Source organism: Gracilibacillus xinjiangensis (assembly GCF_042651765.1).
GTDB classification, from domain to species: Bacteria; Bacillota; Bacilli; order Bacillales; family Amphibacillaceae; genus Gracilibacillus; species Gracilibacillus xinjiangensis.
The window spans coordinates 60,805-73,605 of record NZ_JBHSDT010000009.1; the positions used below are offsets into that span (position 1 = coordinate 60,805).

General features: G+C 37.5%; 11 protein-coding genes and 1 other annotated feature. All 11 genes read right to left on the minus strand.

Annotated features, from left to right (window positions below):
- Nucleotides 1-62 precede the first annotated feature (62 nt).
- Nucleotides 63-287: a binding site (T-box leader), on the minus strand.
- A gap of 43 nt (nucleotides 288-330) precedes the next feature.
- The gene (gene gltX / locus ACFOY7_RS18340; RefSeq protein ID WP_390254309.1) at nucleotides 331-1,797 is read right to left on the minus strand and encodes a glutamate--tRNA ligase; all 1,467 of its coding nucleotides are present in this window, start codon (nucleotides 1,795-1,797) and stop codon (nucleotides 331-333) included.
- Between the two features lie 127 nt (nucleotides 1,798-1,924).
- Nucleotides 1,925-2,401, minus strand: coding sequence for a 2-C-methyl-D-erythritol 2,4-cyclodiphosphate synthase (gene ispF, locus ACFOY7_RS18345; protein WP_390254311.1), 477 nt, complete (start codon nucleotides 2,399-2,401; stop codon nucleotides 1,925-1,927).
- Nucleotides 2,402-3,100 (minus strand): 2-C-methyl-D-erythritol 4-phosphate cytidylyltransferase, encoded by a 699-nt coding sequence (ispD, locus tag ACFOY7_RS18350; protein ID WP_390254326.1) that lies wholly within the window; start codon nucleotides 3,098-3,100, stop codon nucleotides 2,402-2,404.
- 127 nt (nucleotides 3,101-3,227) lie between these two features.
- Nucleotides 3,228-4,331 (minus strand): PIN/TRAM domain-containing protein, encoded by a 1,104-nt coding sequence (locus tag ACFOY7_RS18355; protein WP_390254313.1) that lies wholly within the window; start codon nucleotides 4,329-4,331, stop codon nucleotides 3,228-3,230.
- A 53-nt stretch (nucleotides 4,332-4,384) separates the two neighbouring features.
- Nucleotides 4,385-5,755, minus strand: a complete 1,371-nt coding sequence (gene radA / locus ACFOY7_RS18360; RefSeq protein ID WP_390254315.1) for a DNA repair protein RadA — start codon at nucleotides 5,753-5,755, stop codon at nucleotides 4,385-4,387.
- A gap of 229 nt (nucleotides 5,756-5,984) precedes the next feature.
- On the minus strand, nucleotides 5,985-8,414 hold the full coding sequence (clpC, locus tag ACFOY7_RS18365; RefSeq protein WP_390254317.1) for an ATP-dependent protease ATP-binding subunit ClpC: 2,430 nt from the start codon (nucleotides 8,412-8,414) through the stop codon (nucleotides 5,985-5,987).
- Nucleotides 8,415-9,491, minus strand: a complete 1,077-nt coding sequence (locus tag ACFOY7_RS18370; protein ID WP_390254318.1) for a protein arginine kinase — start codon at nucleotides 9,489-9,491, stop codon at nucleotides 8,415-8,417.
- Nucleotides 9,491-10,033, minus strand: a complete 543-nt coding sequence (locus ACFOY7_RS18375) for a UvrB/UvrC motif-containing protein (RefSeq protein WP_390254320.1) — start codon at nucleotides 10,031-10,033, stop codon at nucleotides 9,491-9,493. Before ACFOY7_RS18375 ends, ACFOY7_RS18370 begins: the two co-directional genes overlap by 1 nt.
- A 12-nt stretch (nucleotides 10,034-10,045) precedes the next feature.
- Nucleotides 10,046-10,510 carry a CtsR family transcriptional regulator gene (locus ACFOY7_RS18380; protein ID WP_390254322.1) on the minus strand — a complete coding sequence of 155 codons (465 nt, stop codon included), beginning with the start codon at nucleotides 10,508-10,510 and terminating at the stop codon, nucleotides 10,046-10,048.
- Nucleotides 10,511-10,630: 120 nt separating this feature from the next.
- Entirely contained in the window at nucleotides 10,631-11,272 is a 642-nt protein-coding gene (locus ACFOY7_RS18385) for an MgtC/SapB family protein (RefSeq protein ID WP_390254328.1), read from the minus strand.
- A gap of 194 nt (nucleotides 11,273-11,466) precedes the next feature.
- On the minus strand, nucleotides 11,467-12,633 hold the full coding sequence (locus tag ACFOY7_RS18390; RefSeq protein ID WP_390254324.1) for a GNAT family N-acetyltransferase: 1,167 nt from the start codon (nucleotides 12,631-12,633) through the stop codon (nucleotides 11,467-11,469).
- Between the last annotated feature and the right edge of the window lie 168 nt (nucleotides 12,634-12,801).

Consider the following 12,801-nt stretch of genomic DNA (forward strand, 5'->3'; position numbering starts at 1 on the left):
CCTGAAAATTGTTACAGTTAAAATTTTTCTATCTAAAAAAAAGCGTCTCTGTGTCATGACAACACAGAGACGCTTTTGGGCGCGGTCCCACTCTGTTTAAGGATCATCTATAAACCCCTCTACTTCGCACCGATAACGGGAGTGAACCGTTCTTTCCTACTGTCTTTGTTCAAAAAGAAGCTCTATGAGGTGCATTTCAACAATCATTCCTCCAACCACTCGCAGCAGATTGATGGTTTTCTCTGTAGAAGGGCTAACTGTTTACTTCTCCTCTTCAACGCTCAATATCTTATTTGCTATTATTATATATAGTTATTACTAAAATGTCACTTATTTAATCAATTCCAATACATGATTTAATCTCGCCTTAACAACGTCTTTTCCTAACAAGAAGATAGCATTCGGGAGTTCAGGCCCATGGACTTGACCTGTTGTCGCTACACGGATTGGCATAAATAATTTTTTCCCTTTTTGCTTTGTCTCTTTTTGTGTTGCCTTAATGCTTGCTTTAATTTCTTCTGGAGAAAGTTCTTCCAATTCATCAAACTTCGCTAAGAAAGTTGTGATAACTTCTGGCACTTGTTCTTCATTTAAGACAGCCATCGCTTCTTCCCCGTAATCAATTTCCTTTTTAAAGAATAAGTCGGTTAACTCGACTATTTCCGCTCCATAGGAAAGCTGTTCATGATATAAACTGATAAGATCAACAGCCCAAGCTTTTTGGTTTTCATCCATCTCTTCCGGTAATTTACCTGCTTTCACTAAGTGCGGTAAGCTTAATGCTACTACGTCATCAAGAGGTGCTTGTTTAATATATTGGTTGTTCATCCACTTTAATTTTGCCGGATCAAAAATGGCAGGAGATGTTGATAGACGATCAGGGTCGAACATTTCGATAAATTGCTCTTGTGTGAATATCTCTTCCTCACCAACTGGAGACCAGCCTAATAATGCGATAAAATTAAATAATGCCTCAGGTATATAACCTAAGTTCTTATATTGTTCAATAAATTGCAGGATGTGCTCATCACGTTTGCTTAATTTCTTTCGATTTTCATTTAAAATAAGCGTCATATGACCATACTGTGGTGCTTCCCAACCAAAAGCCTCAAAAACCATCATTTGTTTTGGAGTATTGGAAATATGCTCTTCACCACGAAGTACATGGCTGATTTTCATCTCATGATCATCGATTGCTACAGCGAAATTATATGTTGGTATACCATTTTTCTTTACCATTACCCAGTCGCCAAAGTCACTTGATTCAAATGTAATTTTATCACGGACAATATCCTGGAAAGTATAAGTTTTATTTTCCGGAACACGGAATCTGATACTAGGTTTTCTGCCTTCCGCTTCGAATTGTTTGATTTGTTCCTCAGTTAAATCGCGGTGTGCACCCGAATACTTCGGAACTTGTCCATTAGCACGCTGCTCTTCACGTTCTTGTTCTAACTCTTCTTCTGTCATGTAACATTTATAAGCAAGCCCGCGCTCTAATAATTCATCAACGTACTTTTGGTAAATATCCAACCTTTCCGTTTGTCGATAAGGACCGAAATTACCGCCAATATCTGCACCTTCATCCCATTTGATTCCGAGCCACTTCAGATACATTAACTGGCTTTCTTCTCCGCCTTCTACATTTCTTTTGTCATCCGTATCCTCTGTACGAATAATAAAAGATCCTCCTAAATGTTTTGCATATAAATAGTTAAATAAAGCCGTTCTTGCATTACCGATATGTAGGTGTCCAGTCGGACTTGGTGCATAACGAACTCTAACATCCTTTGACATAATTAAAACTCCTTTCGTGTTGTTTAAGATAGAATTTAAAATAAACGAACCATCGCTTAATTCTTCCATTATTTTATCATTATTTATAATAAAATTGTTATTGATTTTACTTATGCTAGTGCACTTCCTATTCTTTCACCAACAATACAACCGCTTGGGCAGCTATTCCTTCTCTTCTCCCGGTAAAGCCTAATTTCTCTGTTGTTGTTGCTTTCACATTAATTTGTTCCGGTTTTGCTAAAAGCAGCTCTGCTATATTCATCCGAATTTCTTCTATATACGGCGCCATCTTAGGGGCTTGTGCAATAACGGTACAATCAAGGTTTCCAAGTGTATACCCTTGTTTTCGCACAAGTTCCCATACATGCTGTAAAAGTTTTTGTGAATCTGCATCCTTAAATGCCGGGTCAGTATCTGGAAAGTGTTTACCTATATCACCTTCCCCGATTGCCCCAAGGCAAGCATCTGCAATCGTATGTAGTAAAACATCTGCATCAGAGTGCCCAAGCAGCCCTAATTCATACGGTATTTCAATCCCACCGATAATGCAAGGGCGATTTTGAGCAAATTGATGTACATCAAAGCCTTGACCGATTCGAAACATTTATACATCTCCTCTCTTATTTAAAATCATCTCAGCACGGAGTATGTCCTCTGGTGTTGTAAGTTTTACATTTTGATAGCTTCCTTCTACAATTTCCACTGGCAGATAAGGCATGTACTCTTCTACTAGCGAAGCATCATCCGTTCCTGTAAACTGTTGTTCTTTTGCCAATTCATGAGCCTTTTTTATTACTGTATAATGAAATGCTTGCGGTGTCTGTGCCGCCCATAAAGTAGCACGGTCCAATGTTTCTATTCTGTCGGCCCTTCTCCGTTTGATTGTATCGGTAACCTGTACGGCTAATAAAGCGGCTTTTGCTTCTTTTGCTTTGACAGCTAATTGATGCAAATGGTATTGCTCAATAAACGGTCTTGCTCCATCGTGAATCATTACAACTTCATCAGGCATATCGGCTTTTATTGCTTTAATACCTTGATAACCACTGTCCTGTCGTTCCTTTCCTCCGGGAACAAAGCTGATTTGATCAAACCATGGATAATTTTTCAGTAATGCTTTCATTTCGACTTGGTCTTCCTGGCTAATAACTATATAAATAGATTTACACCAATCATCTTGGACAAAATTCCTTAAAGTATGTACGATTAGAGCTTCATTTTGCAATTGAATAAATTGCTTGTTCTTTCCTGCCTTCATTCGCTTCCCTTGACCTGCAGCTAAAACGATGACATGATATTCTATCATTCCGGCACCTCGTATACCTTCTTTTTTGTATGGAAATTCTTTATTTATTCTATCATCCATTGCAAAGAAAAGTGATAACACTATGTTATCACTTTTCTTCTATCCTTTATATGTTATACCTTTTTTACAAAGCTTTTTCAAGCAATTTCGGTTTAGCAAAAATCATTCTACCAGCGGAAGTTTGCAAAACACTAGTAATAATGACATCAATTGTTTTACCAATATAATTTTTGCCTTCTTCGACAACAATCATTGTTCCGTCATCTAAGTATGCAACACCCTGGTTCTGTTCTTTCCCATCTTTGATCACTTGCACGAGGAGCTCTTCACCTGGAAGTACAATTGGTTTCACCGCATTGGCTAAATCATTGATATTTAAGACAGGGACTTTCTGAAACTCACAAACCTTATTTAAGTTAAAGTCATTTGTAACAACAATTCCGTTCATAACTTTTGCCAATTTCACCAGCTTGCTGTCTACTTCTTGTATTTCTTCAAAATCACCTTCGTAAATTTCCACATTGATAGGTAAATCCTTCTGAATTCTATTAAGTATATCCAATCCTCTTCGCCCGCGGTTTCGCTTCAAAGCATCCGACGAATCTGCGATATGCTGTAATTCTTCCAACACAAATTGGGGGATAATAATTGTACCTTCTAAAAAGCTAGTTTGGCATATATCCGCAATTCGCCCATCAATAATCACACTTGTATCAAGAATCTTTGGTTTAGGCATGTCTGCCAGCGGCTCTTCATTAGTGCCTGCTTTCTTTTTTTCTTTCCGAGTTATTGTTAACAGATTAAGGAATTCATCTCTTCGTTTAAAGCCAACTTGGAATCCGAAGTAAGCAAGCAAAACACTTAAAAAGATAGGTACTACTTGTGAAACAATTTTAATCCCAATTGCTTGGATCGGTTCATTAAGAAAGTAGGCAATAATTAAACCAATAATAATCCCTAAACTACCAAACAGTAAATCACCAACAGGTGCTTTTAAAAGTTTCTCTTCAAACCAGTTGAAAAAGCTAACAATAAAATCTGTGCACCACATCGATAAAATAAAAAATATAATAGCTCCTAAAACTAACCCAACATACGGGGCAACATATTGAGACATCAACCATGTCCCCTCTAAAGAACTAAACAATCCCAATAAATCTGGAATATATAAATATCCCGCGGTACCACCTGCAATTATAAAAAATATTTGCACAAATTTTTTTAGCACCACATTCACCTCCTATAAAATATTCTCTCCAATTTTATTCATTTTAAACCTTATTAAGTGCCTAAAGTTACGCGTATTGCCTCCTGAACAGACTGAACTCCGATCACTTCTAGCGACTTTGGAGGATTCCAGCCATCCATGTTCTTTTTGGGAATAATCGCTCTTTTAAAACCTAACTTTGCTGCCTCTTGGACACGCTGATCAATTCGCGACACCCGGCGGACCTCTCCTGTCAAACCAACTTCACCTATCAGGACATCATCCGGATTTGGGGTTTGGTCTCTGAAGCTAGAGGCAATACTGATTGCAACAGCTAAATCAATCGCAGGCTCATCCAATTTCACTCCACCAGCAACTTTAACATAGGCATCCTGATTTTGTAGCATCAAACCAACACGTTTCTCTAAGACTGCCATTAAAAGCGGTACACGATTATGGTCTATTCCTGTTGCCATTCGCCTTGGATTCCCGAAGCTCGTCGGTGAAATCAATGCTTGGATTTCAACAAGTACTGGGCGTGTCCCTTCCATTGATGCAACAATTGTAGATCCAGCCACACCCTGTGACCTCTCTTCTAAAAAGATTTCAGACGGGTTTAGAACTTCTGCTAACCCTTCTTCCTTCATTTCGAAGATTCCCATTTCATTCGTACTTCCAAACCGGTTCTTGACACCCCTTAAAATTCGGAAAGTGTGATGTCGCTCCCCTTCGAAGTATAAAACCGCGTCAACCATGTGCTCCAATAATCTCGGACCAGCAATAGAACCCTCTTTCGTTACATGACCTACAATGAAAATAGGAATATTATTTTGCTTAGCAATTCGCATTAATTCACTTGTACATTCACGTACTTGAGATACACTGCCTGGTGCACTGGTCACTTCCTCTTTATAAACGGTTTGAATGGAGTCAATTACTACAAAACTAGGTTTCAATGCATCAATTTGGTTCGCAATATCTACTAAATTTGTTTCAGATAAAACATATAATTGATCTGCCGCTATTCCTAGTCGATCAGCTCTGAGCTTTGTTTGACGTGTAGATTCTTCTCCTGAAATATACAGAATGTCTAATCCACTAGATGCTAACTGACTAGAAACTTGTAAAAGCAATGTAGATTTACCAATACCCGGATCACCGCCAATTAAAACCAATGATCCCGCTACAATTCCGCCACCTAATACTCGATTTAATTCACCCATTTTTGTTTTTATTCTCGGTTCATCTTGTGACTTAATTTGGCTAATTCTCTCTGGCTTGTGTGTCGACTGAGGGGAGGAGGCCCAATTTCCTCTTGTTGCAGTTGTTTTCACAACCTCTTCTACCAATGTATTCCATTCATTACAACCTGGACATCTACCCATCCATTTTGGGGTCTCATACCCGCAAGATTGACAAACAAATTTTGATTTTCTTTTTGCCAAGACAATCCCTCCCTTTCATTATATACGAATTCGATCCCTTAAAAGTTACAAAGATCTATCAATTTGGTTAAAGATGTATGTAAAAAGTGTAAAAAACTTACTATCATAGCTGCAGTGGTGGAAAATAGTCTGAGCTTATGAATAAAACCGAACTCTGATTAGTATTAAATAAACAGTTAAGAAAATCGGAAGGTAAAATTCCTTCCGATTTTCTTCTGCCTATGGATGATTAGGAGACAATTGCAAAATTGCCTTTTTCATCTATATCTATTTTCACTTTTTGCCCTTTTTTAATTGTTTCTTTTAATAACTCTTCTGACAATAAATCTTCCACATTTTTCTGAATGGAGCGACGAAGTGGACGAGCCCCATATTCTGGGTCAAATCCTTCATTCGCAATTTTTTCAATTGCTTTTTCTGAAAGGATAAAGTCAATATCCTGATCGATTAGACGTGCTTGCAATTCTTTCACCATTAATTCAACAATGTGCTTCATATGCTTCTTCTCTAGGGAATGGAAAACAATTGTTTCATCAATACGGTTAAGGAATTCAGGGCGGAACGCTTTTTTCAATTCCGCTGTAACTTTTGAACGCATATCTTTATAGTTCTGTTCCTCTTCTCCTAAACTGAAACCAACATATTTATTTCGTTTCAGCTCACTTGCACCAACGTTAGATGTCATGATAAGCACCGTATTTCTAAAGTCAACTGTGCGTCCTTTAGAGTCTGTTAAGCGGCCATCTTCCAGTACTTGCAGTAAGATGTTAAACACTTCTGGATGGGCTTTTTCTACCTCATCCAATAACACAACAGAATATGGTTTTCTTCTAACCTTTTCTGTTAACTGGCCGCCCTCTTCATAGCCGACATACCCTGGAGGTGAACCGACTAAGCGTGATGTTGAATGTTTTTCCATATATTCAGACATATCAATACGTATCATCGCATCTTCTTCACCGAACATGGATTCCGCCAATGCTCTGGCTAGTTCTGTCTTACCAACCCCTGTTGGACCTAAGAAGATAAATGAACCTATTGGACGTTTCGGATCTTTTAAGCCAGCTCTTGCTCTTCGAATAGCTTTCGATACAGCTTTAACAGCTTCCTCTTGCCCAATTAAACGGTTGTGTAAGATTTCTTCCATGTGAAGTAGTCTGGCACTTTCGTCTTTGGTGATAGCAGACACTGGGACTCCGGTCCAAATGGAAACAACACTAGCAATGTCTTCTACCCCAACTGCTGAATTTTCTTGCCCTTGTTTTTCTTTCCATTTCGATTCAGTATCCTCAAGTTCTTTCCTTAACTGCTGCTCATTATCGCGTAATGCTGCTGCTTTTTCGAATTCCTGACTTTGTACAGCTGCATCTTTTTCTTTTTTCACTTCTTCTAATCTTTGTTCCAATTCTTTTAAGTTAGGCGGTGTAGTATAAGAACGCAGGCGTACTTTCGATCCCGCCTCGTCTATTAAATCAATTGCTTTATCTGGTAAAAACCGGTCAGTAATATAACGGTCAGATAATCTGGCAGCAGCTTCAATTGCTTCATCCGTAATCGTGACACGGTGATGCGCTTCATATCGATCTCTTAATCCTTTTAAAATCTGGATCGATTCTTCTACTGTTGGCTCATCGACTTGAATTGGCTGGAATCTACGCTCCAGTGCTGCATCTTTTTCAATATACTTACGGTATTCATCTAATGTGGTTGCACCAATACATTGTAATTCACCGCGAGCAAGTGATGGTTTTAATATATTTGAGGCATCAATGGCACCTTCTGCTCCACCAGCACCAATTAACGTATGCAACTCATCAATGAACAAAATAACATTGTTCGCTTGGCGAATTTCCTCCATTACTTTTTTCAAACGGTCTTCAAACTCACCACGATATTTCGTTCCAGCTACTACTGTCCCCATATCTAATGTCATAACACGTTTGTCACGAAGGATCTCAGGAACTTCATTTTGCACGATTTGTTGGGCCAAACCTTCCGCTACAGCTGTTTTCCCAACACCCGGCTCCCCAATTAAAACAGGGTTATTTTTCGTTCTGCGGCTTAATACTTGTATCACACGTTCTATTTCTTTACTGCGGCCAATGACCGGATCTATATTTCCTTCTTTTGCTATTGCGGTTAAGTCTCGTGCTAAAGAGTCTAATGTAGGTGTTGTCGCACTATTATTCTGATTATTGCTTCTTCCATTAGAATTGTTATTCTCCGTACTTCCTAACAGCTGCAATACTTGCTGACGCGCTTTATTTAAGCTTACACCAAGGTTATTTAATACACGTGCCGCAACGCCTTCACCTTCACGAATCAAACCTAATAGAATATGCTCTGTTCCCACATAAGAATGACCAAGTTTTCTTGCTTCATCCATCGATAATTCAATTACTTTTTTCGCTCTGGGTGTATAATGGATCGTTTGAGAAACTTGATTGCCTTTACCAATTAATGATTCTACTTCTTCGCGAATCTTCTCGGCACCCAGACCAATTGCATGTAATGCTTTTGCAGCAATACCTTCACCCTCGTTAACAAGCCCTAACAAAATATGTTCTGTTCCAATATTATTATGCCCCAACCTAACAGCTTCTTCTTGAGATAATGCCAATACTTTTTGTGCTCTTTCTGTAAATCGACCAAACATCATTTAATATTCCTCCCTTTGCTCTAGCGTAAAGCGTTCCCTAATTAACGATGCTCTAAAAACATCTCTTTCATGCGGTGTAAGCATTCGCCTAGCGTATTGCTGCAAGAACGCTGGCTGTGTCAAAACCATTAATTCATTTAAAATAGATTTCGGTATATGATGAATATATTCCAGGTCAATACCAAGCCGTACGTCAGATAAACATTTGGCTGTTTCCTTTGATTCAATAATACGACTATGTTCTAAAATTCCATATGAACGGAATATTCGATCTTCTAACTCTAGTTCTGATTGTTGACGTAATAATGTCCGTGCCTGTCGTTCTTGTTCGATTAATTTCTCTACAACACTTGTCAAATCCTCGATCGTATCCTGTTCGGATCTCCCTAGTGTTACCTGGTTTGATATTTGAAAAATATTTCCTAATGCTTCACTGCCTTCACCATAAATCCCTCGAACAACAAGGCCTAACTGATTAATCGCTGGTATCATTCTATTTAGTTTCCTGGTCATCGCTAGAGCTGGTAGATGAATCATTACTGAGGCCCTTAGACCTGTGCCGACATTTGTTGGGCAACTGGTTAAGTATCCCCGCTCTTCATCAAACGCATAGTCGATTTTTTCTTCTAACCAATCATCAATATGAAAAGCTTCTTCTAACGCTCTTTCCAACTGAAAACCCGGGAAATACAATTGCATCCGAATATGGTCTTCTTCATTAATCATTATCGAAACCTGTTCATTTTTAGAGATTAACGCGGCACCGTATGTGGATTTATCAGCCAAATGAGGACTTATTAGGTGTTTTTCTACTAAAACTTGCTTTTCAATTGGTTTTAAGTCCGCCATCCTGACAAATTCTAATTGTTCATAGTTTGCAAAAGATTTTTGGTTAAATTCTTTTTCTAAGAAATATAGAATTCCATCTAAATGTTCCTGATTTGCAATTATTGGGAAGGGAGATTGTTCAAAGTTTCTTGCTAATCTTATTCTGCTGCTCATTACAATATCACTATCTGGTCCATCTTCCTTTAACCACGGACTAATTGCCTCATTAATAAATTGTTCCAATCCCATTAAACATCCCCCTCTCCACTTTGATTGAGAGTTTTCTCCATCTCTTTAATCTGGTCCCTAATTTTAGCAGCCTCTTCAAATTCCTCCTCTGCGATCAGCTGCTGTAACTTCCACCTTAATTCTTTCACTTTTCTGCGTGCAGAGATATCTTTTCCTACACGTTTTGGTACTTTTCCATGATGTGCTGTATTACCACTATGCACTCTTCTGAAAATCGGATTTAAGTGCTCCGAAAATGTCTGGTAGCATGATGCACAACCAAATTTGCCGACTTGCGCAAATTCCTGATAAGTCATTCCGCATTTTTCACATTCCATTTGCCGAGCAGCAGGTTTGTTATGGGTAGAGTGGTGTAACTTTTCTGGGTCAAAGTTAAACAAACCTGAAAGTAAGTTGTGCAAAGAATATGACTCATCGTCTGTGGTTACATAACCTTTTTCCTTTGCGCATTGGTGGCAAACGTGTATTTCCCGTTTTTCACCATTTGTTACTTGTGCGAAGTGAAGTGTTGCCGGATTTTGTTTGCATTCCTGACATTCCACGTAACCCACCTCCTAAATGTGGTACTTTAATGAATGTAACATTGCTGACATAACTCTTGCTCTTATCTCATCCCTTAATGGCAACTGAAAGGACAATGTATCTCTATCCAATGCTGCTAACATCAATTTTGCTTCTCTTTTTGTAATTAATTCTTCTTCTAGCAACCTTTCTAAGATATTGACTGCTTTTTGCTGTGATACTTTTGGTTGAATCATAACAATAATTTCATCAATTAATTTTGCTTTATCTTTATTAGTGACTCTGCTAATACGAATGTATCCACCGCCACCTCGTTTACTCTCAACTAGATATCCTTTTTCTAATGTAAACCTTGTATTTATTACATAGTTAATTTGAGAAGGTACACATTCAAAACGATCAGCAATTTCACTGCGTTTTATTTCGATAATTCTCTTTTGATTACTTTGCATCACATCTTTCAAATATTCCTCAATGATATCTGAAATATTTCGCATTTTCACTCACCCAATCTGACTTTGACTATATTTGACTATACTTTTATTATATCGGATGTTTTATTTGTTGCAACTATATTGTTCTTTAATATTATTACCTAGATAATCCATTTAAAAACATCAATGGAACCTCATTTTAATTTTCTCGACATTTTCCTGTTCTAATAGCCACTCATGAAGGCTTATCCCTTTTTTCTTGTGGGTAACATCTAAATACATTTTAATCTTGCGATAACCGCTTTGATCTTTAGTTATATCCAATTCTCGAATCTCGAGGGAAAAAGATTGAATTTGTTCAAGAAACTCTGAAGTATTTTTATCTTCGGAAAGTTTAATCTCAAAAACAATTTGGTGATTTTTTCTATGAATTATCTTCTCTAGTTTATTAAGCAAGACCAAGCTAATTAAGATGATAATAGTTGTGATGATTGCTTCTTTATACATCCCGATTCCAATAATTAATCCCAGCCCTGCTACCGCCCATATCGAGGCAGCTGTTGTTAACCCTCGAATTGTCCGGCCATTGACAATAATTGTACCCGCACCTAAGAAACCAATCCCTGAGATAACATATGACGGAATTCTTGCAGGGTCAAATTGAACGTTATTATAAGTCTCAATAAATTGCTCAAATCCATTAATAGATAAAAGCATCATTAGGCATGCACTAATACCTACTAATATATGTGTTCGAAAGCCTGCTGAATGGCGGTTCAACTCTCTTTCCAAGCCAATTAGTCCAGACAAAGTTAATGCAATCATTAATTTTGTGATTGATTCAATGAATTCTAAATCAAAGATATCTTCTAACAAATGACTACACCTCCAAGTTATATTCATATATACCCTAAATTACACGAATATATTTCTATTTTTATTACTTTTGGAGGTGGAATTCTTTCCCCTTTACTAAATCTTTTTTTAGGGACAAAAAAAGCCACTTCTTTTAAAAGCGACTAAAAAAAATCAGGAAAATAAGTATGTTTAATTGGTATCATTTTATCAAATTTTTCAATTGCGTTATAGCTGCCTTTAATTAAGGCCAATCTTTCTAATTCTAATGGCCTTTTATAACCTAACAGCATCTGAGTAAGCTGTTGTACCGAACAGCAAATAACATTTCTTGTGTCTGTTAGCTCATGGTCTAAACATGTAACCTTTTCATCTTGAATAATATAAGTCCCGTTATTGTCAGGGATAAATTCATCCTCTATAATCAGAGAAATAGAATCAGAAGAATGAATACTTATAAATTGATAGTTCTTTAGGAACTCAGGAACATCTACAATTCGTGCCATAAAGTATTTTTTTACAATCTGTTCAAAACGGGGCTCATCAAATAAGCAGGGGATAAAATCTTCGTCAGGTACTTTCATTTTAACTTTCTCTACCATTGAATCATGGTTTCCTATAAATTCAAGAACGAGTTTTAAGCTGTTTAAGGAGCGGTAGGCAATCTCTTCCACATATAGAACGCGATCCTTTACATGATAAAGAATATAGCTGTCAGGTTTATTATCCTGATCATAGCCTACTGCTATGACCATCTCCTTTTTAACTACTCTTTGTTTCCACCAATCTGTATCTCTTATTATTCCACCATTAAAACTTTTGATATAATCTATATATATACTTTCTAGTATGTTGTAATCTGCCTCAATTCTTTTAACATGCCCAAGTGCATTCCAGTTCTTTTGAAATTGCTTTATCGGAATCTCGTAGTCTCTATAGTTAAAGACAAGCTCATAGCCATATTTACGATAAAAGGGAACCGAGAATGGGTGCAAATAGGAAATAATATAACCTTCCTCCCGCATATTTAGAAGCGTATGCTTTAATAATTTTTTCACAATGCCACCTCTTCTAAATTCCGGCCATGAGGAGACAGAAGCTATTCCACCCATTTTCATGTCTTGTTCATTAATATGTACAGTAAGAGGTATCATGTGAACTTTTGCTGCCAGCTGGTTGTTCTCTATCCACCCCCAAATTTTGTGGCGGCCAGCTTCTGCTTCTTTTTCTGCTAATTGATCCTTATCCAAAGTATATTGGAATGCAAATTGCGAAAGTTTAAAGACCTCCTTATAGTTTTCTTTTGTCATTAATTTAATCTGCTTCCTCATGGATTCACCTCATTCTTGTATTTTTCCTCTTCCATTATAACAGTATTTTTATGAATACAAAAAAGTCTTTTAGCTATAAAAACTAAAAGACCTTTGACTTGCCTGGCAACGTCCTACTCTTGCAGGGGCAAAGCCCCAACTACCATGGGCGCTGGAGAGCTTAACTAC

What these genes read in the sequence shown, in the direction of transcription:
- gltX (WP_390254309.1), bottom strand. Translation starts at nt 1,797, where the DNA reads ATGTCAAAGGATGTTAGAGTTCGTTATGCACCAAGTCCGACTGGACAC.
- ispF (WP_390254311.1), bottom strand. Translation starts at nt 2,401, where the DNA reads ATGTTTCGAATCGGTCAAGGCTTTGATGTACATCAATTTGCTCAAAAT.
- clpC (WP_390254317.1), bottom strand. Translation starts at nt 8,414, where the DNA reads ATGATGTTTGGTCGATTTACAGAAAGAGCACAAAAAGTATTGGCATTA.
- ACFOY7_RS18370 (WP_390254318.1), bottom strand. Translation starts at nt 9,491, where the DNA reads ATGGGATTGGAACAATTTATTAATGAGGCAATTAGTCCGTGGTTAAAG.
- ACFOY7_RS18380 (WP_390254322.1), bottom strand. Translation starts at nt 10,510, where the DNA reads ATGCGAAATATTTCAGATATCATTGAGGAATATTTGAAAGATGTGATG.
- ACFOY7_RS18385 (WP_390254328.1), bottom strand. Translation starts at nt 11,272, where the DNA reads ATGATTGCATTAACTTTGTCTGGACTAATTGGCTTGGAAAGAGAGTTG.
- ACFOY7_RS18390 (WP_390254324.1), bottom strand. Translation starts at nt 12,633, where the DNA reads ATGAGGAAGCAGATTAAATTAATGACAAAAGAAAACTATAAGGAGGTC.